The sequence below is a fragment of the Alkaliphilus peptidifermentans DSM 18978 genome (genome assembly GCF_900101495.1).
Classification (GTDB): domain Bacteria; phylum Bacillota; class Clostridia; order Peptostreptococcales; family Natronincolaceae; genus Alkaliphilus_C; species Alkaliphilus_C peptidifermentans.
In genome coordinates, this window is the sequence record NZ_FMUS01000035.1 from 14,310 (window position 1) to 40,163 (window position 25,854).

Here is a 25,854-nt window from a genome sequence, read left to right on the forward strand (position 1 = left end):
GGTTCTTATTTGTAGTTTATATATGCAAAATATAATTAATATTATATTAGTTGATTATAATCTAACTACGTTAGCAGCTTGAGCTCCTCTGTCACCTTTAACAACTTCGAACTCTACCTTTTGTCCTTCATCAAGGCTCTTGTATCCATCTCCTTGAATTGCAGAAAAATGTACAAATACATCTTCTCCACCATCAACAGTGATAAATCCAAATCCTTTTTCTCCGTTAAACCATTTCACGATACCTGTTTTCATTAAAAAACCTCCAAATAATTTTATTGTTGCATTAGCAATCTACTAAGTATAACACGTATTTATTTATTTGTAAAGCTATAATATTGAAATAAAAACAAATACTGTAAAATTTCAATTAATCTTCATTTGAAAAACTAAATTCCACTCTATCAACAACCAATGTGAAAATTAGTTTTTCAAATGAAGAGACTATTAAAGTGGGTTTGAAGAGATATTGCTTTCCTTGTGATAGCTTCTATATAATGGTATAATATGGGCAACAGAAAAATCAATCGGAAATACTGAAGGTTATTTAATCGCTTTTATAGAAAATATGAATTATATGAAAACAAACTCAACTTGTTAGTAAAATGGAGGAAAAAAACATGCCTAATTATTTAAACAAGCAAGATCAGTTGAAAAAAAAGCCAAATGGACTTTCGACTAAAGATGCCTTTGACTACATGGAAAATGGAGCTATAGTTGTGGATATTAGACCAGAATATGAAACCAGTTATCGAGTTATAGATGTAAAATCTTTATATTTACTTCCTATTAGCTCATACAAGGAAGAATTTCATGAGATACCTAAAGAAAGACCTTTAATTGTTGTTGATAGTGTAGGACTGCAGAGTCCTAAGGTTGCTGATTTCTTGCTAGAACAAGGTTATTCGGATGTTGCATATCTAATTGGTGGTATCGTAGCATGGGATCGAAATGGGTTGCCTTTATCTAAAGACTTAGGTAATGAACTACATGGTGCTTGTTCTTGTATGCTTAAACCCAAAAAACTATATAAGTGAGTTTAAGTGTCCCTCAAGCTATAAAGCTGGAGGGACTTATATTTTAAAAAGGGGAGCGTAGCTCCCCTCAGACTGATGAAAAAAACCCATCATCTTCGTTGCTGCAAAAATCCAGCACCCATACGTATTACGTATACGCTGCAGTCGCTAGGTTTTCTTGCGCCTCGAATCTGTGGCTTTTTCATCAGTCTAGATATTGTTGACTTTTTCAACAACCTCAGGGGAGCGTAGCTCCCCTTTTAGTATTATTCTAGATTTAATCTTTTACTTAGAATATAATTAGTCAAAATAAAGTAACCTGATGTCAAGATTCCAGAGAAAATGATAACAAACCATAGTACATAGTGAATAATTGGTTCAACGCCATGCAAATCATTTGCTATGGAAAGATGCCTAGGCGTTGGTAAATAACTAGAAATGACTGCCATTATGATAAAGAGTATCTGAGAGATTGTAGTGAGAACGATATAAGACCCAACTGAAGCAAGAATTTTATGTCGGTTGAATAAATGTCCGATAGCTATAGATGCATAAATCATTAATACCATTGAAGCTAGACCAACAACCCCAACCAATAATATTTCAAAAATGAAAAGACCAGATAACGGACCAAAATATCTAAAGAAATCACCAATAAAAACAACTGAAGCATGTAAGAATTCTTTTGTAATTATGATGTCAAAAGCAATAATGAAGATTGATATTAGTGCTACTATCCCGCTTGTTACCATCCACATCATAGAAATAAGCAGCTTGCTGGCTATATGCATCCATGACTTAATAGGTAAAGTAAACATCAAATATCCCTCGTCTGAAAGTAGATTCTTGTAAAACCGCTGTATCATCATTACAAAGGTCATAATAAACATTCCAATAAGAATCATATTGTAAATAATCATACTGATTATTTGTGGAGCATGCCATGTTAGTATTGGTATTGAAGAAATTACTCTATTTACTATTGCAAGAGATATCAACGCAGCATAAAGGGGTAAAATTATCCTTGATGTAGCTTGAACTTCATATTTTAAGAGTTTCTTTAACATTTAAATACCTCCTTAAATAAACCATCAACTGACTTGCCGTTTTCCTCTCGAATTTCATCCACGGAGGATGTTAAAACCAGCTGACCATCTTTAATAAAAATGACATGATCTAATACCTTCTCAATATCAGATATAAGATGGGTGGATATTATAATGCTGGAATTTGCGCTATAGTTGTTAATGATAGTTTCCAAAATATAATCCCTAGCAGCTGGATCGACACCTCCTATAGGCTCATCCAGCAGATATAGTTCTGCTTCCCGACTCATGACAAGAATCAGTTGAACTTTTTCTTTTGTACCTTTAGACATTGTCTTTAATCTGTCATTTGAATTAATATTAAGTCTTTTAAGCATATCATATGCCTTCTCTGGCTTAAAATCCTCATAAAAGTCACAGAATAGCTCAATAATCTGATGTACACGCATCCAATCATTCAAATAGGTTTTCTCAGGCAGGTAAGAGATTATCTTTTTTGTTTCAATTCCTGGCTGAATTCCTGAAACACGGATTTCTCCGCTTGTAGGTGTCAGTAGACCGTTAAGTAGCTTTATAAAGGTGGTCTTGCCGCTACCATTTGGACCTAGGAGTCCAATAATCTTTCCTTTTTCTATATTTAGGCTGATATCAGATAATGCCCTTTTCTTACCAAAAGCCTTTGTAAGGCTGTTGCATTCCAGTATTATACTCATATTTTCATCTCCTCTAACATATTAGAAATAATTGATAAAATCTCTTTTCTATCAAAACCTAAGTGTTGCATATTTGCAAGAAATTCCGATAATTGTTCCTGTGCAAGTCTAGTCTTTGCTTTTTTAATCATGTTCTCATCCTCCGTTATTGAACGTCCACTTGTGCGGTGTGTAATGATCAATCCGTCTTCCTCCAGTTTGGAAAGTGCCCTCTGCATGGTATTTGGGTTCACTGCAGCTTCCTGCGCCATATCACGGACAGAAGGTAGCCTAGAGCCGGGAGGATATATGCCGGAGAATATCATCATCTCAATTTGATCAATCAATTGAATATATATAGGTCTGTCAGACTTAAAATTCCATGACATTTTATCACCTCTTGTATTATTGTATTAACTACTTAATACAATAATACATTTATAATTAAATATTGTCAAGATTATATTGGGAATTTTTTTTATGACGAAAACAAACAAATGGTACATAGCTTGCTGCTAATATTTTAAAATCTTGGATTAAGTACAAATTAAACTCTATTAAAAAGGTCTTTAAAAAATTTTAAAATTAAAAAGGTGAAATCATTTAAATGTAGAAAAAATTTACAAATAGTATATAACTTTAATTAGACAAACATATATAACATTAGGGGGTGGGGATAATGCAAGATATTATTAATATAAGTATGAATAAATGCAAACAATGCTTTTCCTGTGTACGGAACTGTCCGGCAGATGCCGTGGAAATCAAGCAAGGACAGGCAAGCATTATTCATTCAAGATGTATAAGCTGTGGTAAATGCGTAAAGAGTTGTCCGCAAAAAGCAAAAATTGTAGTGGATTATAAGATACAGACATTAGATTTATTAGAATCATGCCAAAAAGTTATTGCATGCCTGGCACCATCCTTTATCGCCAGCTTTTATCCTCACTCTTATAAAAGAGTTGTAGGTGCTTTAAAGAATATAGGCTTTCATCAAGTCTGGGAGGTAGCTGTTGGTGCTGAGGTATTAAGTAAACAGTTGGATGTTTTTTTGGAATCTAATAGAGAAAATACATATTTAACCACAACATGCCCCGCATTTGTTTCTCTAATTGAAAAGCATTATCCAGAGTTAATTCAACACTTAACATCCTTTGTATCCCCTATGATTGCTACAGGAAGACTTATTAGAGAAGAATTCATAAATCAAAATATAAAGATTGTTTTTATTGGTCCATGCATTGCTAAAAAAGCTGAGGCTTTAGATCCACAATTTAAGGATATTATAGATATAGTACTGACATTTGAAGAGATTAAAGAAATTTTAATAGAAAAAGACATAAGTTTGGAGAGAGTTGTAGATGCTGATTTTGACCAGTGTGCCTCCAATAAAGGCAGATTATTTGCATTATCAATAGGATTTGAAAATAATCTAAAGCTGTGTAAAGAACTAAAAAAAAATCAATTTGAATCTATACATAGTGAGCAGGATTGTTTACGGATGATTGATATTTTATCTAAAGATAAAATAGATATTAGATTAATTGATGTGCTTATGTGTAAAGGTTGCATTGAAGGACCTAAAATGGATAGTGAACTAAATTATTATAAAAAAATAAATGTTATTAATAGTTATTTTGAAGAAAACAAACTAACTAAAGAGATAGAGATAAATGACCAAATAGATCTTTCAAGAAGCTTTAGAAACAGAAGAAATATTTTACCATTACCCTCAGAAGAAGAAATCAAAAATATCCTTGAAATTACATATAAGTATTCACAAGAGGATGAACTAAACTGTGGAGCATGTGGGTATAGTACCTGTAGAAACAAGGCTGTAGCTGTATTTCAAGGCATAGCCGAGATTGATATGTGTCTTCCATATTTACTTTTCAAAAAAGAAAAATTGAATAATGAGCTAAGTGAAAAACTAAAGGAAACATCTATGTTGAAGGATGAACTTGAAACTATTATCGAGTCATCGTATGATGGAATTGTTGTAACTGACGGACTTGGTAAAATACTTAAGTGTAACAATTCATGGCTTCGCATGATAGGATGTGAAGAGGCTTGTAGCGATAAAATAGTTCAAGATATGGAAAATAATGAAATAATATTTCCATCAGCTACACTTTTGACTTTAAAGGAGAAGAGAAGAATATCCTTTATACAAAATATAATTAGGAATAAGCGAGGACTTGCTACTGGAACACCAATATTTGATGATGATGGAAGTATTAAAAGGGTTATAACTAACGTGAGAGATATTGATGAGTTAAATAAACTACGTACTCAAATAGAAGAAACAATGAGATTAGAAAAATATCGTGAAAATAGTATAAACAAAATTGAAAAATATGAGTTTCATGGTGAAAATATAATCGCAAATAGCTTGGAAATGGGGAAGGTGCTTCAATTGGCAAGTAGTGTTTCAACGGTTGATACAACAGTTCTTATTTTAGGCGAATCTGGAGTAGGCAAAGAAGTTGTTGCTAAATTTATACATAAGCTAAGCAAAAGAAATAACCAGCATCTTATAAGTATTAACTGTGGAGCAATACCAGAAAATTTAATTGAATCAGAGCTATTTGGCTATGAGACGGGTGCATTTACAGGAGCCCAAAAGAAAGGTAAACCAGGCTTAATAGAAATTACTCATAAAGGGACACTTTTTTTAGATGAGGTTGGAGAACTACCATTAAATTTACAAGTAAAGTTATTAAGAGTAATACAGGAAAAGAAATTAATAAGACTAGGAGGTATATCTGAAACAGAAGTAGATGTTAGGATTATTGCAGCAACAAATAAAGATTTATATAAAATGGTTCAAGAAGGAAAATTTCGCCCTGATTTGTACTATCGTCTAAATGTAATACCAATAGAGATACCCCCATTGCGAAAAAGAAAAGGCGATATAATCCCATTATGTCATCATTTTATTGAAAAATATAATCAAAAATATGGTTGCAATAAAGAAGTTACTGTACATGTTGAAAAAATACTAAAAGAATATAATTGGTTAGGAAATGTAAGGGAGCTGGAAAATGTTATCGAGAGATTGAGCGTAACAACAAAAGGAGACATAATTGATGAAAAGGACTTACCTCTATATTTACTAGAGGGAAACTATGAAATGAAAAACAAGATTAATATAGAAGGAATCATACCAATTAAAGAGGCATTAGAAACTATAGAAAGGAAGCTATTAGAAAGAGCTTATGAAAAATATAGTAACACATATGAAATGGCAGAAGCACTTGGAGTTAATCAATCAACTGTTGTAAGGAAAATCCAAAAATATATAAAAAATAATGCACTTAAGCATGATTAAATGCAGTGTTGCATTAAAGAGAAGTGATTATAGAATCACTTCTCAGACTGATGAAAAACCCCCATCTTCTTCGTTGCTGCAAAAACCCAGCACCCTTACGTATTACGTATACGCTGCAGTCGCTAGGTTTTCTTGCGCCTCGAATCTGTGGCTTTTTCATCAGTCTGGATATTGTTGACTTTTTCAACAACCTGAGAAGTGATTATAGAATCACTTCTCAGACTGATGAAAAACCCCCATCTTCTTCGTTGCTGCAAAAACCCAGCACCCTTACGTATTACGTATACGCTGCAGTCGCTAGGTTTTCTTGCGCCTCGAATCTGTGGCTTTTTCATCAGTCTGGATATTGTTGACTTTTTCAACAACCTCAGAAGTGATTATAGAATCACTTCTTTTTTAATTTAAAAAATATCTTCTCGTTTAACACCTGAAAAATACAAATTTCTGAAAGGTAACAAATAAAAAGTAAAAAATTGGCATGAGGTATGCAATGTATATTAATAAGTTAATAAAAAAAGGAGGTCCTATATATGAGTTCAATGGATTTTTACAATTCCTTAAGAAAATCCGGAGAAGAAGGCATTCGTAATAAACATAGAGGAAAATATAGAGCAATATTAGGCTATGGAAAATGCAGTATATTTGTTGGGGCTAATGAGGTATTAAAATCATTACAGGAGGTACTGGCTACAGGCAAAATTGATAATGTCATTATTGAGACAACTGGATGTATTGGTTTGTGTTCAAAAGAACCTTTACTAGATATTTACACACCTGATGGGAAAAGGTTCACATATGAATTTGTTACTGCTGATAAGGCAAGAGCAATTATTGTTTCACATGCAATTCTTAATGAAGAGATGGACGAATGGCTAATAAAAATGTAGGGGGGAAAGATTACTATGGATCTGAAAAGTAATACTATTGAAATTGTTGAAAGGATAGGCTATACATCAGATAAACTAATTGAAATTTTAATCGAAGCTCAGTTACTAAACGAAGAGCACTATATTACAGAAGAACAACTAAAAATTATCTCAAAAGAATTGAAGATTTCCTTTAGTAAGGTTTATGGTATCGCTTCATTTTATTCTATGCTATCCACAAAGAAAAAAGGAAAGTATGTAATCCAGATTTGCAACAGTGGCCCCTGCTATATTAATAAAGCAAAAAATGTTGTTGAAGCATTTGAAAAGAATCTTGGTATTCGAATTGGAGAAGTCACAACTGATGGGTTGTTTTCAATGGAATATATTAGTTGCTTTGGGGCATGTCAAATTGCGCCAGCTGTTAAGATAAATGAAAAAATTTATGGTAATTTAGATGAAAATAAAGTGAAGCAGCTAGTTGAAACCCTAAAAAAGGAGGCGATATAGGTGAAAAGCTTTGTATCTAAGCTGTGTGGTAAAATCAAACCTCTATCTTTAAAAGAATATAGAGATAATGGCGGTTTTTCTGGTTTTGAAAAAGCATTGATTCATATGAGTCCAGAAGAAATTGTCTCTTTAATAAAAGACTCTAACTTAAAGGGGAGGGGTGGAGCTTCTTTTCCAACAGGACTTAAGTGGCAGCTTGTAGCTGCAGAAATAGCCACCGAAAAATATGTGATTTGTAATGCAGATGAAGGAGAACCTGGAACCTTTAAAGATAAGGTGTTATTAGAAGGATGCCCAATGCAAATAATTGAAGGAATGTTGGTTGCAGCATATGCAGTTGGAGCCAGCAAGGGATATATATATATTCGTGGAGAATATCCCAAATCTATAGATATGTTTAAAAAAGCCACTAATATATTAAAGACAGAAGGCTACTTAGGAGAACATATACTGGGCCAAGACTTTAACTTTGATATTGAGGTCAGATCTGGTGCAGGAGCCTATGTATGTGGAGAAGAAACAGCGTTAATAGAGTCGATTGAAGGTAATACTGGAAGAGCTAGATTTAAACCTCCCTATCCTCCTAATTATGGCCTGTGGGGGAGACCGACATTAGTGAATAACGTTGAAACTTTAGCCAATATCCCATTAATTTTATCTGTTGGAGCAGATGAATTCAAGAAATATGGAACAGCTGCAAGCAGTGGTACTAAATTAATTTCTGCAAGTGGGAATATAGTTAATAAAGGAGTATTTGAGGTGGAATTTGGAGTGAGTTTACGGGATATTATTTATGACATATGTGGAGGAATAGAGAATGAAAATGAGCTGAAATTTATTCAAATAGGTGGATCTTCTGGTGCATGTCTACCGGAAAAACTTTTGGATTTAAAGCTTGACTTTGATGAATTTAATAAACATGCTATAGGGTTAGGATCAGGAGCAATACTGGCTGTGGATAAAACCTGTTGCATATTAGACTTTGTGAAAATGAACACTGAATTTTTTATCCATGAGTCATGTGGTAAATGCACCTCATGTAGAGAGGGAAACAGACATATTTTAAAGGCAGTCGAAAGGATAACAAATGGATATGGAACAGATAGGGACATTGAAATCATAAAGAATATAGCTAAAATAATGAAAGAGTCATCACTATGTGGTTTAGGGCAAGCAGCACCAACTGCAATCCTTACTACCTTAGAGTATTTTTATGATGAGTATAAGGAGCATGTTGAAGGATATTGTTCTACAGGAGTATGTGAACTTAAGGGGGAGGCGATAAAGCATGGATAAAATAATAGTCACTGTCGATGGACAGAAGGTAAGTGTTGAATCAAACACAACTATACTGGAGGCAGCTAGAAAAACAAATGTAAATATTCCAACTTTATGCTATCACCCAGATCAGAATATAAAAGGAAGCTGTAGAATATGTATTGTAGAAGTAGAAGGTCAAAACTCTTTTTCAGCTGCCTGTTGCACACCAATTAGAGAAGGTATGAAAATTAAGACAAATACTATGAAAGTAAGGGAAGCAAGAAAAATGATCATGAAGCTTATCTTGGCAAATCATAATAGTGAATGCATAAGCTGTAAAAGAAATGGAAACTGCGAATTACAAACCTTGTGTGAGGAACTAAATATTGAAGAAAATGATTTAGATAAATTCACTAACCTTCTTCCAATCGACCAATCAAATCCCTCTATTGTAAGAGACCAAAGTAAATGTATAAAATGTGGTAGATGTATTGAGGCTTGCGATGAAATTCAAGGGGTAGGAGCTATATACACTGTCAACAGAGGTCATGAAATGAGAATTGCGCCAGCCTATGAGAAAAATCTATGTGATGTTCAATGTGTTTATTGTGGACAGTGTATCAATGTATGCCCAGTGGGAGCGATTTATGAGAAGGATAATATAGAAGAAGTATGGCGAGCATTAGAGGACAGCAATAAGCATGTTGTAGTCCAAATAGCTCCTGCCGTTAGAGTAGCATTAGGAGAAGCCTTTGGTATGAAGCCAGGTAGTATTGTTACAGGAAAAATTGTAAGCTTTCTAAGAAAAATAGGCTTCGATAGTGTTTTTGATACTAACTTTACTGCAGATTTAACCATTATTGAAGAAGGGAATGAATTGCTCCATAGAATTCAGAATAATGGGAAACTACCAATGCTAACATCCTGTAGTCCTGGATGGATAAGATATATTGAATTCTTCTATCCAGAATTATTGGGACATTTATCAACATGTAAATCACCGCAGCAAATGTTTGGAGCGTTAATAAAATCATATCATGCACAAAAGACAGATATTAATCCTTCTGATATCATCGTTGTTTCTATTATGCCATGTACTGCTAAGAAAACGGAAGCAAAAAGAGAAGAGATGCAGGATAATGGCTATCAAGATGTTGATATTGTCATTACAACTAGAGAACTGGCTAAAATGATAAAGGAATCAAGAATTCGAATTGAAGAGTTGGATGAAGAGGGCTTTGATGACCCATTTGGAATATCTACAGGAGCTGGTGCAGTTTTTGGTGCCACAGGAGGTGTTATGGAAGCAGCACTTAGGACAGTTTACGAAGTGGTTACTGGAAATGAGTTGGAAAAAATAGACTTTGAAAACTTAAGAGGTATTTCTGGATTTAAAGAAGCTAATGTTCCTGTTGGGGAGCTAAATATTAATGTTGCTGTTACTAATGGACTAAAGAATGCAAAAATACTATTAGACTTGATTAAAGAAGGAAAGGCTGATTATCATTTTATTGAAATAATGTGTTGTCCTGGAGGATGTATTGGTGGTGGAGGTCAGCCAATACCTAGTACCAATGAGATTAAAGAAAAACGAATAGAAGCAATATATAAGGTGGATTTACTATCAGAGTTACGAAAGTCTCATCTCAATCCTGTAGTAAAAACTTTATATGAAGAATTTCTGCAGCAACCATTAGGGGAAAAATCACATCAACTTCTTCATACACATTATACCGATAGAAGTAAAGAATAGTAAGGAAGAGTGACTAGAATTAATACTAGTCACTCAGATTTTTATTTATTACTTAATTCAAATATGAATTTTATAGGTTATAGTTCTAAAACATTTTGCTAGGAGCTTAGGCCAATTAATTAGAGGGGATTTTTAATTACAATATAAATTTAACATTTTTTGGGTTTATGATATGATAAAGTTAGAATTTTTAATTAATTTCAAATTTCCTTCATAAAAATCAATTATACGTAAAATATATAAATCTATTTTATCAATAGACTAAACTATAGTTACTGAAATAAATAGTGATATTTCATTAGTATTGGAGGTATCTAAATGATGATTAATACTGTGTTAAAAAAAGCCGTCACTCTAATTTGTATAACTTTTTTCGTATTAACCATATCTTCTTGCAGCTTAGTGAAGGATTCTAAAACAACGGACGAAGCTACCTATAATAATGATAATGGTATTATACCTGTTGAAAAAATAAATTTTAATGTTGGGGCTTTAAAGGGACCTACAGGAATGGGAATGGTTGAATTAATTGATAAAAGTGAAAATGGAGATTCATCTTTAAAATATAACTTTACATTGGTAGGAAGCCCTGATGATTTAGTAGGTAAAATAATCAATGGGGAAGTTGATGTGGCGGCAATCCCAACTAATTTAGCTCTCCTATTGTATAATCGAACAGAAGGAAAGGTTCAATTGGTAGCGGTGAACACTTTAGGAGTACTATACATCTTAGAAAATGGTAATAGCATAAACACTATGGATGATTTAAAGGGTAAGACAGTTTATACAAGTGGGAAAGGTGCTTCTCCTGATTATATATTTCAATATATTATGAGGGAAAACAATTTAATAATTGATAAAGATGTAATATTAGATTATAAGCTTCAACATTCTGAATTGGCGGCAGCATTAGTGGAGGGAGATGTCGATATAGCATTGTTACCTCAACCACATGTAACTTCAGCAATAATGAAAAACGAAAAACTAAGAATTGCACTCGACATTACAGAAGAATGGAATAGTGTTATGAGTACAAATGGGGAATTGGCTATGGGATGTATAATTGTACAGAGGAAGTTTGCAGAAGAAAATCCTGATGCATTAAGAATATTCTTAGATGAGTATAAGCAGTCAGTAATTTTCGTTAATTATGAAATTGATAAGGCAGCTGAATTAATTGAAAAATATCACATTCTTCCCAATGCAGCTATTGCCAAAAGAGCAATTCCGTATTCAAATATTGTATATCTAGATGCTCAGGAAGCAAAATCTTTCCTTCAAGAGTATTATAAAGTACTATTTGACTTTGATCCTAAATCAGTTGGGGGTAGATTAGCCGATGAAGGATTCTATTATAAAAAAGATCAATAGATACTTAAGCAAAACTTTAGTATTTGTATTTTGGATTGCAGTGTGGCAAATTATTCATTTAGTTATTAAAAGAGATATATATGTACCTTCTCCTATAAATGTATTTATAACATTAGTAGACTTAGTACTTTTGCCTATATTTTGGAAATCTGTTTTTACATCAATATACAGAGTAATAATAGGTCTTTTAATATCTATAATCATTGGAGTATTAGTTGGTATTGTATCATCACTAAATCGTCATATTTACCAAATAGTTAGTCCCCTCATTACTGTTATCAAATCTACTCCTGTATTATCATTTATAATTATTGCTTTGATTTGGATTTCTTCTTCTAATGTACCAATCTTCATATGTGTACTTATGTGCTTTCCTGTAATATGGACTAATGTCGTAACTGGGATTTGTAACATAGATGATAAGCTTATTCAAATGGCTAAGGTATATCGTGTAAATAGACTAATAGTTTTAAAAGAAATATATCTACCATCGATTAAACCATATTTAACTGCTGCTGTTATTACTTCTCTAGGCTTAGGATGGAAGGTTACTGTTGCAGCAGAAGTGTTAAGTCATCCAAGAAATGCAATAGGTAGTAACCTCTATAGCGCTAAGGTATATTTAGAGTCTAATGAATTATTTGCATGGACTTTTGTAGTAATTCTATTAAGTCTATTATTTGAGGGTGTTTTTACTGAATTTATGGAGAAATCTCAAAAAATCAATAAATAATGAATATAAAAAAACTAAAAAATCCATAATCAGGTCAAGAAAATTTTCATTTTTTTACATATTAATAAAAAACTCTATAAAACATTGGGGGAAAAAAATTGGAGTTTTATGTTAAGGATATTTATAAAAACTATGGTAAATTGAATATCATTAATGATTTTTCTTTGGATTTTACATCAAAAGCTATTCACTGCATTTTAGGCCCCTCAGGATGTGGAAAAACTACATTGTTAAACATTCTTGCAGGTTTAATATCTGCTGAAATGGGAAAAATATATGGGTTTTATAATAAGAATTTTTCGTGCATTTTTCAAGAAGACAGATTATTACCTTGGGCAACAGTGGAAGAAAATGTAATGTTTATTTTAAAAAGTATATATACAAAAAATGAATCGCAACAGCTTGTAAATAAGTACTTAGATTTAGTAGAGTTAGATAAATATAGAAACTTATATCCCCATGAATTAAGTGGGGGTATGAAGCAAAGAGTGGCTATTGCAAGAGCATTTGCATATGAGGGAGATATACTGTTAATGGATGAGCCCTTTAAAGGTCTGCATCTAGAACTAAAGAAGACATTAATGGATTACATAATCAACTATTGGCAGAATAAAAGAGAGTTATTAGTATATGTTACACATGATATTGATGAAGCCCTATACATGTCAGATGAAATACACATTTTTGATGGGCCCCCTTTGACCTATAAAAAACACATAACTATTGAAATTCTAAAGAATAACAGAAGTTATAAAGAAAATGAAATGAGAACTTATAAAGAGATATTGCTAGAGAGTATTCAAACAAATAGTAAAACCTTAAAAGAAAATTAATGTATACTTACTTATAAAAATTTTTTGTTACAATGAGATGGCTGGTGGCTATAAATATATTTCAAACAGATGCGGCTATCCAATAAGGTGGATACCAAAAAAACAAATGTATCTCCACAAACTAACAATTCAAATTCTAGTTTGATGAACTGTTCCAATTGTCACAAAGAAATATCTAGTGATTCAAAATTCTGTGCTGGCTGTGGATACGCATTTCCTGCTCCAGCACTACATCCAGATAAATGTCCAAAGTGTGACACAACAGTTCTAGACTTTAAGTAAAGGCATTAAACAACATCCTAAGCTGCCACTGGCCTTTATAATTTCATTAAATTCAATATATATTGTTTTATAACCATGTCTTTTAAGTGATTTACTGAAGGCCTCACTGCTACATAAAATAATATCATTACCTATATCTATTATATTTGCAGCAAGGGAATCTAGCTCTTCAATGGGTATTTCTATAGCATTAGCAAAGTGTTTTAAAACATCCTCAGGGTTAAAAATATCTATAGTAGTAATACAAGTATTCTTATCAAGTATGTTAAAAACACAATCCAAGTGAATTTTTGTTTTATTAAAATAAACTTTAATAACCTCATATTGATAGTTGTTTAATGATAACACATGTAAGATTTCTTCCACTGCCTCTTCACTAGTTCGGTTTCCTACTCCAATAAATAACTTTCCTTGATGTACTAAAATATCACCACCCTCAGCTTTATTTGTCATAATATGATTTTTGATATTATGTTGTTTAGCTAAATCAATTAAACCTGCAATTTCTGTTTGTCGTTCAGGCTGTGTCATATTCGATACGAAAAGTATATCATTAATTACAAATCCGATATCTCTAGTGAAAACTTGAGCTGTACTCCCATTTAAGTCAAATAAATATGTCTTCACATCATTATCCATCAATGTATTTATAAGCTTATTATACTGCTTACTTGCAATTAGCTTATCTATTTGACCAGCAGGTGAGATATTGCTAGACACTTGAATATTACAAGGATAGGCTATAATGCAACTTGCAAGCTTATCATATTCATTATTAAAGGATATATTCATTGAAACGCCTCCATATATAGATTATTAATTATATAGTTTTCACTAAATGAATCAAAAATATTTCTTAACTCTAAATGGTTAAATAAAAATATCCAAGACAACGAATAATTTTAAACCCTCCAGTATACCACCAGACTTTTGATAAGGTTTATAATTAACCATACAAATAGTTTAAACAATATTTCAGGAGGTGTTTTTATGTCAAATAATATTTTAATAAAAAATGCATATGCAAATAATTTGAAAAATATCGATCTCAAGATTCCCAAAAATAAATTAGTTGTTATAACTGGTTTGTCTGGCTCAGGCAAATCTAGCATTGCTTTTGATATAATTGATAATGAATCAAGAAGACAATATATGGAATCCCTTGGGATGATAACTGACGGTGTATCCAAAGCAAAATGTGATAGCGTGTGGAACTTACCACCTTCTATTAGTATTCAACAACATTTGAACAACAAAAATCCTAGATCAACAGTAGGAACTGTCACAGAGCTTTACTCCTATATACGGTTACTGTTTTCAAAACTAGGGAAAAAAGACGGTATTAATAAAGGTTGGTCAATTGCAGAGTTTTCATTTAATAAGCCCGATGGAGCTTGTGAAAACTGTACAGGTCTTGGAACAATTAACGAAGTTAAGCTATCTCAGCTTATTAATTTAGAAAAATCCATAGCTGATGGAGCAGTCAAAGAATGGGATATTCACTATATTCGTCGTAATTCAGAAGTACTAATCAATGCAGCTAAGCATTATGGATATGATTATAACTTTAACGATATCATAAGCAATTATAATGAAGGTGCAAAAACATTATTCCTATATGGTTCTGATAGTGAGGAAATGAACAAGCTTTATCCCCAAGATATGCCACCAAAGACTTCAAAGGATGGAAAGTTTGAAGGGATTATCACCAATATTAATAGAAGATACTCGGAAAAAGCAAATAACAAGAATGGTAGAGAGAAATTAGAGCAATATTTCCATGAGACCATTTGTCCAAGCTGTAATGGTATGAGATTAAAAAGAGATATTAGAGATGTGAAACTGGCAAATCAGACTATAGTTGAAGTTCAAAATATGTCAATATCAGAGCTAGATAAATGGTTAAAAACAATAGAATTACATTTATCTAATGATGAGATTTTAATTGCAAGTCCAATGATTCAAGATTTACAGAGTCGAATTAAAAAAATATTAAAGGTGGGGGTGGGCTATTTAAGCCTAATTAGGTCAATGCCAACATTATCAAACGGTGAAGCCCAGAGATTAAAAATTGCTAATTTGTTATCTTCAGGGTTAAGTGGAGTGCTTTACATCCTAGATGAGCCTACAAAAGGTCTCCATGGAAAAGATGTTGAAAACCTATTGGAGGTACTTACTCAGCTTAAAAATCAAGGTAATCACCTTTTAATGATTGAACACCACATGAGTGCAATAAAAATTGCAGATTATATTATTGATATGGGGCCTGGGTCAGGTAGATGGGGTGGAGAAGTAGTAGCAGAAGGAACTTTAAAAGAAATTATGAGTAATCAAAACTCGTTAACAGGAGGCTTTCTAAAGAAATCATTGGGTATAAAGGAGAAGATTTCGAAAAAAACTGAAGCTGAAGTAACAATTGAAAATATTAGACTCCACAATGTTAACAATGAAAATATTAGAATACCTTTAGGGAAGCTTATTGGGGTTGCCGGTGTGTCGGGCTCAGGTAAATCCACTATTTTTATCAATGTAATAGCAAATGAATTAATAGAGTATTACAAGGACAATAGTTACTCCTTTAAAAACTGTGGCAATATTAAAGGGTTAGAAAATATTCAAGGCATAAGAGTAGTAAATCAAAAAAGCATAGGTCGTTCTTCAAGGTCTAACCCTGCAACCTATACTGGTATTTATGATGATATAAGAAGCATGTTTGGTAAACTCAATAAATCGATTTCGTTAAACTTAACACCCAGCCATTTTTCCTTTAATACAGCGGGAGGCAGGTGTGAAACCTGCAAAGGAACTGGAAGTATTACAACTAGTATGCATTTTCTTCCAGATGTAAAAGTAAACTGTCCTGACTGTAAGGGTAAAAGATTTAATAATCAAGTTCTACAGGTTAAACTGAAAGGATTAGATATAAATGATATTTTAATGCTATCTATTGATGAAGCACGGGATATTTTTAATCAGAATAAAAAAATAAGCAAGAAACTAGAATTACTGGTTGAAGTGGGTGTGGGCTACCTGCAGCTGGGGCAAGAACTATCAACACTTTCAGGTGGAGAAGCCCAGCGAATTAAGCTGGCAAAAGATTTAATTGATGATGATTCAAAAGGCTATTTATATATTTTCGATGAACCAAGCGCTGGCTTACACTTTTATGATTCAGAAAAAGTGATACACCTTTTTCAAAAAATAGTAGATAGAGGAAATACAGTTATTGTAATTGAACATAACCCACAATTTTTAGTTGCATGTGATTATTTAATAGAAATTGGACCAGAAAGTGGTATAAAGGGTGGTAGAGTAGTTTTTGAAGGACATCCAACAGAAATAGTTAACGAAGAAAATTCACATACTGGTGTATATTTAAATTCAATTATTAATAATTGATAAATATTGCTTTGTTATCAATCTGAGAAGACCTTGTAGGTCTTCTCAGGTTGATGACAAAGTCATCAAAATGCAGACTGATCAAAAAACCGCAGATTCAAGGCGCAAGAAAACCTAGCGACTGCAGCGTATACGTAATACGTAAGGGTGCTAGGTTTTCGAAGCAACGAAGAAGATGGGGGTTTTTCATCAGTCTAAGAAGACCTTGTAGGTCTTCTTTTTAGTATGAATTACTTACTATATAGTCGTTACAAAAAAGTACAAAATCTTTCTAAATAAAAATTGTTAATAATTGAGAATTAGGGTAAATAACAAATAACATATATAACTTAATGTTAAACAAGGAGGTAAGAGGATGTTATTTGATAAATTTTCACCTTTGGAAGGAAAAATGCTATCTATTACGGATGTAGAAGGAAATATAATTAACAAAGAATTAATGCCTCAACTAGAGGATAAAAGGTTATTAGATTTATACAAGATGATGTTATTAACTAAGGTTGCTGATACTAAAGCATTACAGTATCAAAGGCAAGGTCGGATGCTTACCTATGCTCCTAATCGTGGGCAGGAGGCAGCACAGCTTGGGGCAATAGCAGCTACAGAAGACAGAGATTGGATGGTGCCAGCCTTTAGAGAATTGGGGGCATGGCTATATAAGGGAGTCTCATTGGAGCAAATATACCTTTACTGGTATGGTAGCGAAATGGGAAGTAAATTCCCCGAAAATGTTAAAATGTTGCCTGTATCAGTACCAATTGCTTCCCAAATAAATCATGCAGCAGGCCTAGCTATGGCCAGTAAGTATAAAGGAGAAGATCATGTAACAATGGCATTTGTTGGAGATGGAGGGACCTCCCATGGTGAATTCCATGAAGGAATGAACTTCGCAGCAGTATTTGATGCACCACTAATTGTTATAATTCAAAACAATCAGTATGCCATATCAGTACCAAGGCATGCACAAACCAAGACTAAAACTCTGGCAGAAAAGGCCATAGCCTATGGTATTCCTGGAATACAGGTGGATGGAAATGATATTTTTGCTATGTATGTGGCAGCAAAAGAAGCTGTGGAAAGGGCAAGAAGAGGAGAAGGACCTACTTTGATAGAGGCAGTAACTTATCGTTTAGGACCCCATACCACCTCTGATGATCCAACCATTTATAGAGAAGATAGTGAGGTTGAAGAATGGGCTAAGAAGGACCCAATAATAAGATTCAAAAACTACTTGATTAATAAAGACTTGTGGAGTGAAGAGGAAGATGTAAAGCAAACAGAAGATTACGAAGAATTTGTCAATGAAACCTTTAGAAAAGTTGAAAATTCAGGAGAAACTCCATTGGAAGATATATTCTTATATCATTATGAAACCATGACCCCCAATCTCGAGGAACAGCTTGAGGAATACAGGGGATATCTTGAGAGGAGTGAAAAATAAATGCCATTAATGAATATATTGAATGCAGTTAATCATGCATTAGATCACGAAATGGAAAGGGATAAAACAGTTGTAGTGTATGGAGAAGATGTAGGTCATGAAGGTGGCGTTTTTCGTGCTACAGTAGGATTACAGCAAAAATATGGGAAAGAACGATGCTTCGATTCTCCTTTGGCGGAAGCAGGAATAGTGGGTTCTGCCATTGGAATGGCCGTAAATGGACTTAAGCCTGTTGTTGAAATGCAATTCTCTGGATTTATACTACCAGCAATAAATCAGATTATTGCCCATGCAGCTAGGATGAGAAATCGTTCTAGAGGAAAATATCATTTGCCAATGGTTATTCGTACCCCCTATGGTGGTGGTATACGTGCTTTGGAGCATCATTCAGAAAATTTAGAAGCTATATTTGCCCATACACCAGGTTTGAAGGTGGTTATTCCATCTACTCCCTATGATACAAAGGGATTACTTTTGGCCGCTATACGAGATCCAGACCCAGTTATTTTCTTAGAGCCAAAAAGAATATATAGAGCCTTTAAACAAGAGGTTCCAGAAGATGATTATGTTATCCCGATAGGTAAAGCTAAAATTGTTAAGGAAGGTAAGGATGTTACAGTGGTAACATATGGAGCTATGGTATCTCAAGTGCAGGAGGCAGTAAAACAGTTGGAGAAGGAAGGAATAGCAGTAGAGCTAATAGATTTGAGAACAATTTCTCCCATCGATAAGGACACAATAATTAAATCAGTTAAAAAGACAGGGAGATTCGTAGCTGTTCACGAAGCAGTTAAATCCTTTAGTGTTTCTGCTGAACTGATATCCATCGTCAACGAAGAGGCCTTCCTTTATCTTGAAGCACCTCCCACCAGAATAACTGGTTTTGACATTACTGTTCCACTACCAAGGGGAGAGCATCACTATTTAATAAATCCAGATCGCATTGTATCGAAAATCAAAGAAATAGTTGAATACTAGAGGAGGTGAAGGACGTTGTTAGAGTTTAAATTTGCAGATATTGGAGAAGGAATACACGAAGGAAAAATCCTTAAGTGGATGGTGAAGGTAGGTGACAAGGTAAAGGACGGAGATTCCTTGTTCCTAGTGGAAACTGATAAGGTTAATGCAGAAATTCCATCCCCTGCCAAAGGAGAGATCATAGAGCTATTAGCTGAAGCTGGTGATGTCATCCATGTAGGGCAGGTGGTAGTTAAAATAGATGATGGTAGCACTGAGTCAAAGCCCAAAAAAGAACCAGTAAGTGAAGATGAAGAGCAAAGTGCAGGAGTTGTTGGAGAGCTTACTGTTTCTTCTCAAATTATTGAAGAAAGCAAAGAAAGTGCTCAGCAAAAAGCTACAGAGGATTCAACAAGAGCGTTAGCAACACCAGTGGCAAGAAGACTGGCAAAGGATTTAGGTATTGGCATAAACAAAATTGATGGAACAGGACCAGCTGGAAGGGTAATGAAGGAAGATATTTATCGTTTTAAGGAAGAACTAGATAATGCATCGGGAAATTCAAAGGTAGATAATTCATCCAATTTAAATAATGAACCACAGAGGATAGCTACTGAAAGAGAAGAACGGGTACCATTAACCATGCTTAGAAAGACTATTGCAAAAAATATGGTCCTATCAAAATCTGTTATTCCCCATGCAGCTGCTATGGATGAAATAGATGTAACAGATTTGGTTAAGTTTAGAGAAAAAGCTAAAGAAACTGCTACTAAGGAGGCCGTTAAGCTAACCTATATGCCATTTATTATTAAAGCATTAACCCTTACCTTAAAGGAATATACTACCTTCAATGGAAGCTATGATGAGGAAAAAGAGGAAATAATTATAAAGAAATACTACAATATAGGAATAGCCACTGATACCCCAGATGGATTATTAGTTCCTGTAATAAAAGATACAGACAAAAAAGGTTTATTTGAGGTTGCCAATGAATTATCCAGGTTGGCAGAAGGTGCTAGGAATAAAACTTTAACGATAAAGGATCTTCAGGAAGGAACTATATCTATAACTAATTACGGTGCTGTGGGGGCTGGCTCAGGAATACCAGTTATTAAGCATCCCGAGGTGGCTATTTTAGGAGTCGGAAAAATAACAAAAAAACCTGTGGTAATTGATGGAGAAATCACCATTAGAGATATAATGGCTATAACTCTTTGTATCGATCACCGGGTAATAGATGGTGGAGATGCAGGAAGATTTATACAAAGGTTTAAAGAGTATCTAAGTAATCCGATGCTTTTGATTCTTAGCTGAGGAGGTTGACATTATGAAAAATTACGATATTGTGGTACTAGGTGGTGGACCAGGTGGATATGTAGCCGCCATAAAAGCTGCACAAATGGGTGCTAAAACTGCCCTAATTGAGAAGGGTGAAATTGGCGGGGTATGCCTTAATTGGGGGTGCATCCCCACCAAAGCCCTTTTGAAAAGTGCCAAGATCTATGAAGATATGTTGGATTCAGAGAAATTCGGAATTGAAATAAAGGATAAAAGCATGGTTAGGATTAACTGGCCTAAGATGCAAGAACGCAAGGATAAGGTAGTAAAGCAGTTAACTGGTGGTGTAAAGACTCTGCTGAATCGTAATGGGGTAGAATTGTATCAGGGTAATGGAGAAGTTGTCGATAAAAACACCATAAAGGTCAAAGGGGACATCCTAAAAACAAAAAACTTGATTATTGCAACAGGTGCTTCGCCTTATATTCCTGAAGTAGATGGCTTGAAGGAAGCTATTAATGAAGGAATTGCCATCACCAGCAAAGAGATTCTCGAGCTTAAGGAGCTTCCAAAACGATTGATTATAATGGGCGGTGGAGTTATTAGCACTGAGTTTGCAATCCTTTATAATGCTTTAGGGGTAGAAGTAAACATAATTCAAAGATCAGACAGAATTTTAGGCAATATTGAAAAGGATATAAGAGATAGTATGGCAAGTATTATGCAGAAAAAGGGAATTACCATTCATTTTAATGCAAATATTTTATCAGTACAGCGTAACCGTATGAGTATAGAAAGCAATGAAAAACAACTGATACTGGAAGGAGACAAAATCCTGATAAGTGTAGGTAATCGACCCAATGTTGAAGGATTACAGAATCTAGGTTTAAAGATAGATAAAAAGGGGATTTCAACTAACGACAGGATGGAGACAAATATCCAAGGTGTTTATGCAATAGGAGATGTAAATGGAAAGTATAATCTTGCCCATGTGGCATCAGCTGAGGGAATTGCTGCAGTAGAAAACATTTTGGGTAAGTCAACAAGTATTAATTATAATAAGATACCATCCTGTATATATGGATTTCCTGAAGTAGGCTCAGCTGGCCTTACAGAAGAGGAAGCAAAAGAACAAGGACATGAGGTTATAATTAGCACCTTTCCTGTAGCTGCCAATGGCAAAGCTTTGGCAGAGGGAGAAAGTGAAGGCTTTATTAAAATCGTTGCAGATAAGAAGTATGGAGAAGTTCTAGGTGTTCATATACTGGCAGCCCATGCAACAGATATGATAGCTGAAGCAGTGACAACTATGGAATTGGAGGGGACTGTTCATGAACTGGCAAAGGCCATTCATCCCCATCCGACATTATCAGAAATAGTTATGGAGGCTGCTCATGGAGCTATAGATAAGCCAATTCATATTTTCAAAAAATAAAAGGGATGGATATCCATCCCTTTAAAAATACTTAATAAAATAAACAATCCATAAATTCATCTCTACTAATGTGGGTAAAATATTGAGAAAAGTCAATCTCCTCTAATAGGGTTAAAATTGCAGATTCCTCGTATTTTAATTTAATCATCTGATCTGTTAAATCCTTAGTATCCATTTGACCAAAATAATCCCCATAGATTTTACAATCCTCTATTATGCCATCCTTTACATTCATACGAATATCTAAATTTCCTCCAGGGTAACGGCGATTTTTTTGAAGGGTAAAGGCGGGAGACTCGCCATAGTTCCAATCCCATTTGATATATCTGTCATCCATTAGCTTTTTAATAATTACTATATCGTCATCATTTAGTTGAAGCTCTTTGGCCTGTTGATGATAATGAGCAAACATATTTTTTGCCAGTATTGTCTTAAATTCTTCTAAGGTAATGGATTCCTTAAGGTAAGGAAGGATGTTTGTTACACGGCTTCGTACTGACTTTATACCCTTAGATTCAATTTTCTCAGTTTTGACATTCAATGCCTCTTGAACTACAGCTAAGTCAGAGTTAAAGAGGATAGTACCATGATGAAGTAGCTTATCCTGATATGTATATTGAGCATTTCCCGAAAACTTCTTACCCTCTATACTAATGTCATTTCTACCTGTGAATTCTGCAGGAACTCCAAATTGTTGTAATGTTTCAATTACAGGTTTTGTAAACATCTCGAAGTTACGTGCATTTTCCTTACTTCTCTTGGTTATGAAGGTAAAGTTCAAGTTGCCTAAGTCGTGATACACAGTTCCCCCACCTGAAAGACGACGTACAACATTGATTTTATTATCTTTTATGTACTTGTTGTTTATCTCTTCTATAGTGTTCTGATTTCTTCCAATAATTACTGAGGGTTCATTTTGCCATAGAATAATAATTGAGTCGTCTATATCCAAGTGCTTTAATGCATATTCTTCCAATGCCAGGTTGAAATGAGGATCAGTAGAATTATTTATTATGCGAATCATTGTGTTACCTCCTTTAATTAAATATCTTTTCTAAGATATACCCCAGCCACGACAATTATAACAAGATTCAATAATCAAGCAAATCTTTTAATTTAGATATTATATTAGAAGAAATTAAAGGTAGAGCCGTTAAATATTCATGGCTCCACCCTTAATATAATTATACTCTATATTCCAGTAGTATATAAGGTAGTAATATATACCCTGCTTTTAGAAGGTATCAGCTGTAGAATCTGGAACAACTGTATCTGCCGATACATCTTCATCAGTAGCAATGTTACTGACAATCCGGAAGGTTGTTGTAGCAGAACTAGAAGCATAGCCACTTAAGGTTGTATCTGCCTTAACAGTATAGGTGCCCAAAGCGGTTTGTGAGTTAGATGTTACAGTCCATGTAGCAACACCTGAACTATTGGTAGTTGCAGTTTGAGTTAGAGTAGTACCATTTGGACGGGTAATTGTAAACAGAACTGTAGCACCCTGTAATGGATTATTATTTTGATTTCTAACCGTAGCTGTAATGGTTACACTCTCACCACGTAGATAAGAGGTTTTGTTAGTAGCCAATGCTGTTACCGTTTCATTAGGCTGTGTTCCGCCTCCTGCAGCTTGTACAGCAGCAAAGGCATCTACAATACCTGCTCCATATTCATAAGCTGAGCCTGCTGGTTGAGCAGTGCTTTTGAGGATATTACGAGCTTGAGTAGGTGTTATATTAGGATTAACAGATCTTAACAGTCCTGCTACACCTGCAACATGAGGGCTGGCCATAGAAGTACCTGAAAAAGTTCTGTATTGATTATTTGGGTAAGTACTATAAATATTTGATCCTGGAGCTACTAAGTCAAGGCCTGTACCGTAATTTGAAAAAGATGATCTTGTTCTGCTGGAAGTAACAGAGCCGACTGCGATGACACTGCTATAGGCAGCAGGATAGGAAATTGTTGCTTTTCCATCATTTCCAGAGGCTGCAACAACAATAGTACCGTTATTTACAGCTGTTTGGCAGGCATCATTAACACTTTGACTGTAGCCTCCTCCTCCAAGTGACATGTTTATTACATCGGAATTTATACTTGCAGCATATAATATACCCTGCTGTATACCATACATTGATCCAGATCCATCGTCGCCTAATACTTTAACAGGAATAAGTGTAGCATTTTTCATTACCCCTGATACTACTCCATAGCTTGCAATGGTACCGGCCACGTGGGTCCCATGTCCATGCCTGTCCATTGTTGTTCCACCAACATAACTTCTTCCTAAGCTGGTGTTTACTAAATTGCTCAAGCTTACATGATTATGATCAATACCAGTATCTAAAACTGCCATTCTTACATTGCTGGAACCAGTGGTGATATTCCAAGCTTGAGGCGCATTTATCATTTCATAATGCCATCTTTGATTATTGTGCATATTAATAGATACATCATCATCTAATACATGAACTGTGTAGTTTGGCTCAATATATTTAACTGACAATCCATTTTTAGTTAATAGAGTTTTAAGCTCACTTATAGCATCATCAATGGAAGCATAGTCTTTTGAATACTCAACTAAATAAACTTCACCCATTGTTTTTAATGCTAATTCTTTAAATTCATTACTCATGGCTTGTACACTATTTTCCTGTCCTAAATTAAGGAAATAGTCTACAACTGCGAATCCATTGTCCTGTAGGGATTCAGCAAGCAAATCATCTGTTTTCTGAATCGAATAAGAATCACCTTCCAGAGAAATAATCAATTGTCCTTCAACATACTCTTGGGTATTACTATATGATATGTGAGTTGCTTCATCAGCAAATGAAAAACTAAACATTGACATTATCATAAGTAATACAGTTATGATACTCAAATACTTTTTCATTAACATAAACCTCCTTTAATTAATAATTATACTTTTTCAGTTAATAAAGAATTGCGTCACAAGTCCTGCATCATTACACTCACTCCTTCCTTATTGGTATTACAAAGGGAAACTCTAGTAATTATATAAATTTGAAAACTTACTTGATAAAATTAAAGCCATTTAATACGACACTACAATGAATTAAAAAGAAACGATTTTATATTGTTTATATAGTAGCACATATTAATTGGAATATTTGTAAAATTATGTAAATTAAATAAATTTTTTTTAGCGCTTTTTAGAAATATACTTAATCATTTAAATTAAGCAGCTCTATATCAAATATCTATTAGTTTTAAAATTATTTTCTAGGAATAATATAATTTTTCAAAACAGGAAATAAGTGGAATTTTAGGATATAGTTACATAATATGTATATTATATGTAAATAAATAGCATTTCTAAAATAAAAATCTCTAGCTTTTTTATAGCAATATTTGGGTTATAGGGAGAAATCGATATGATATAGCAAAGAAAATAAATTAGAAGGGCAGCAAATGATATGGAATAGAAATATCAATAGTATTGGGTAAAGATATGATAAATATTTTTAACAGAGGTAATAATATACACTAGTTTTTTTAATTTCCATAGATAATAATAGCTGTGTATACTAATAAACATTCAAAAACGCTAATAAATATTCAAAAAATAAACACAAATATTCAAAAATAGTGTTGACAGTCTAAATTGATTATTATATAATCTACAAT

The 25,854-nt window shown here is 33.8% G+C and carries 22 protein-coding genes; 15 read left to right on the plus strand and 7 right to left on the minus strand.

Annotated elements, in window-relative coordinates; all coding sequences use genetic code 11:
• Positions 1-54 precede the first annotated feature (54 nt).
• A complete protein-coding gene (locus tag BLP68_RS19060; protein ID WP_091547119.1) occupies positions 55-255 on the minus strand; it encodes a cold-shock protein in 201 nt (66 codons plus the stop codon).
• A 365-nt stretch (positions 256-620) separates the two neighbouring features.
• On the opposite strand from BLP68_RS19060, the gene BLP68_RS19065 reads away from it, so the two are divergent.
• On the plus strand, positions 621-1,037 hold the full coding sequence (locus BLP68_RS19065; RefSeq protein ID WP_176759116.1) for a rhodanese-like domain-containing protein: 417 nt from the start codon (positions 621-623) through the stop codon (positions 1,035-1,037).
• A gap of 245 nt (positions 1,038-1,282) precedes the next feature.
• Here BLP68_RS19065 and BLP68_RS19070 read toward each other — a convergent pair whose 3' ends face one another.
• Genes BLP68_RS19070 through BLP68_RS19080 form a run of 3 tightly spaced genes read right to left on the minus strand, consistent with a single transcriptional unit; the run spans position 1,283 to position 3,143 of the window.
• Positions 1,283-2,083 (minus strand): hypothetical protein, encoded by an 801-nt coding sequence (locus BLP68_RS19070; RefSeq protein ID WP_091547122.1) that lies wholly within the window; start codon positions 2,081-2,083, stop codon positions 1,283-1,285.
• Positions 2,077-2,775, minus strand: coding sequence for an ABC transporter ATP-binding protein (locus BLP68_RS19075; protein ID WP_091547124.1), 699 nt, complete (start codon positions 2,773-2,775; stop codon positions 2,077-2,079). Before BLP68_RS19075 ends, BLP68_RS19070 begins: the two co-directional genes overlap by 7 nt.
• Positions 2,772-3,143 carry a GntR family transcriptional regulator gene (locus BLP68_RS19080; protein ID WP_091547126.1) on the minus strand — a complete coding sequence of 124 codons (372 nt, stop codon included), beginning with the start codon at positions 3,141-3,143 and terminating at the stop codon, positions 2,772-2,774. The genes BLP68_RS19075 and BLP68_RS19080 overlap by 4 nt, the downstream gene beginning before the upstream one ends.
• Before the next feature lie 290 nt (positions 3,144-3,433).
• Here BLP68_RS19080 and BLP68_RS19085 point away from each other — a divergent pair, with 290 nt between their 5' ends.
• The 9 genes from BLP68_RS19085 (at position 3,434) to BLP68_RS22505 (ending at position 13,693) form a co-directional block, all read left to right on the plus strand.
• Positions 3,434-6,085, plus strand: a complete 2,652-nt coding sequence (locus BLP68_RS19085; RefSeq protein ID WP_091547127.1) for a sigma 54-interacting transcriptional regulator — start codon at positions 3,434-3,436, stop codon at positions 6,083-6,085.
• Between the two features lie 530 nt (positions 6,086-6,615).
• Positions 6,616-6,972: a (2Fe-2S) ferredoxin domain-containing protein gene (locus BLP68_RS19090; protein WP_091547129.1), complete on the plus strand. Its 357-nt coding sequence runs from the start codon at positions 6,616-6,618 to the stop codon at positions 6,970-6,972.
• A gap of 15 nt (positions 6,973-6,987) precedes the next feature.
• On the plus strand, positions 6,988-7,461 hold the full coding sequence (locus BLP68_RS19095; protein ID WP_091547131.1) for an NADH-quinone oxidoreductase subunit NuoE family protein: 474 nt from the start codon (positions 6,988-6,990) through the stop codon (positions 7,459-7,461).
• Complete coding sequence (locus BLP68_RS19100; RefSeq protein ID WP_091547132.1) at positions 7,462-8,757, plus strand: complex I 51 kDa subunit family protein; 1,296 nt, start codon at positions 7,462-7,464, stop codon at positions 8,755-8,757.
• Positions 8,750-10,474, plus strand: coding sequence for an NADH-dependent [FeFe] hydrogenase, group A6 (locus tag BLP68_RS19105; protein WP_091547134.1), 1,725 nt, complete (start codon positions 8,750-8,752; stop codon positions 10,472-10,474). Before BLP68_RS19100 ends, BLP68_RS19105 begins: the two co-directional genes overlap by 8 nt.
• 318 nt (positions 10,475-10,792) lie before the next feature.
• Positions 10,793-11,845: an ABC transporter substrate-binding protein gene (locus BLP68_RS19110; RefSeq protein ID WP_242877038.1), complete on the plus strand. Its 1,053-nt coding sequence runs from the start codon at positions 10,793-10,795 to the stop codon at positions 11,843-11,845.
• On the plus strand, positions 11,814-12,578 hold the full coding sequence (locus tag BLP68_RS19115) for an ABC transporter permease (RefSeq protein WP_091547136.1): 765 nt from the start codon (positions 11,814-11,816) through the stop codon (positions 12,576-12,578). Before BLP68_RS19110 ends, BLP68_RS19115 begins: the two co-directional genes overlap by 32 nt.
• Positions 12,579-12,676: 98 nt before the next feature.
• Positions 12,677-13,411 carry an ABC transporter ATP-binding protein gene (locus BLP68_RS19120; RefSeq protein ID WP_176759117.1) on the plus strand — a complete coding sequence of 245 codons (735 nt, stop codon included), beginning with the start codon at positions 12,677-12,679 and terminating at the stop codon, positions 13,409-13,411.
• Positions 13,412-13,555: 144 nt separating this feature from the next.
• Positions 13,556-13,693, plus strand: a complete 138-nt coding sequence (locus tag BLP68_RS22505) for a double zinc ribbon domain-containing protein (protein ID WP_408606043.1) — start codon at positions 13,556-13,558, stop codon at positions 13,691-13,693.
• Here BLP68_RS22505 and BLP68_RS19130 read toward each other — a convergent pair.
• Positions 13,679-14,485 carry a dimethylarginine dimethylaminohydrolase family protein gene (locus tag BLP68_RS19130; protein WP_091547141.1) on the minus strand — a complete coding sequence of 269 codons (807 nt, stop codon included), beginning with the start codon at positions 14,483-14,485 and terminating at the stop codon, positions 13,679-13,681. The two genes, BLP68_RS22505 and BLP68_RS19130, sit on opposite strands and share 15 nt — an antisense overlap.
• Positions 14,486-14,683: 198 nt before the next feature.
• On the opposite strand from BLP68_RS19130, the gene BLP68_RS19135 reads away from it, so the two are divergent.
• The 5 genes from BLP68_RS19135 (at position 14,684) to lpdA (ending at position 22,203) form a co-directional block, all read left to right on the plus strand.
• Positions 14,684-17,092, plus strand: coding sequence for an excinuclease ABC subunit UvrA (locus BLP68_RS19135; RefSeq protein WP_091547143.1), 2,409 nt, complete (start codon positions 14,684-14,686; stop codon positions 17,090-17,092).
• Between the two features lie 355 nt (positions 17,093-17,447).
• Positions 17,448-18,533, plus strand: coding sequence for a pyruvate dehydrogenase (acetyl-transferring) E1 component subunit alpha (gene pdhA / locus BLP68_RS19140; RefSeq protein ID WP_091547144.1), 1,086 nt, complete (start codon positions 17,448-17,450; stop codon positions 18,531-18,533).
• Entirely contained in the window at positions 18,534-19,511 is a 978-nt protein-coding gene (locus BLP68_RS19145; RefSeq protein WP_091547146.1) for an alpha-ketoacid dehydrogenase subunit beta, read from the plus strand.
• A 15-nt stretch (positions 19,512-19,526) separates the two neighbouring features.
• Positions 19,527-20,804 carry a dihydrolipoamide acetyltransferase family protein gene (locus BLP68_RS19150; protein ID WP_091547148.1) on the plus strand — a complete coding sequence of 426 codons (1,278 nt, stop codon included), beginning with the start codon at positions 19,527-19,529 and terminating at the stop codon, positions 20,802-20,804.
• A gap of 13 nt (positions 20,805-20,817) precedes the next feature.
• Positions 20,818-22,203, plus strand: coding sequence for a dihydrolipoyl dehydrogenase (lpdA, locus tag BLP68_RS19155; RefSeq protein WP_091547151.1), 1,386 nt, complete (start codon positions 20,818-20,820; stop codon positions 22,201-22,203).
• 31 nt (positions 22,204-22,234) lie between these two features.
• Here the strand turns inward: lpdA and BLP68_RS19160 are convergent, their stop codons facing one another.
• Positions 22,235-23,227, minus strand: coding sequence for a lipoate--protein ligase (locus BLP68_RS19160; RefSeq protein ID WP_091547153.1), 993 nt, complete (start codon positions 23,225-23,227; stop codon positions 22,235-22,237).
• Between the two features lie 210 nt (positions 23,228-23,437).
• Positions 23,438-25,099, minus strand: coding sequence for a S8 family serine peptidase (locus BLP68_RS19165; RefSeq protein ID WP_091547155.1), 1,662 nt, complete (start codon positions 25,097-25,099; stop codon positions 23,438-23,440).
• Positions 25,100-25,854 lie beyond the last annotated feature (755 nt).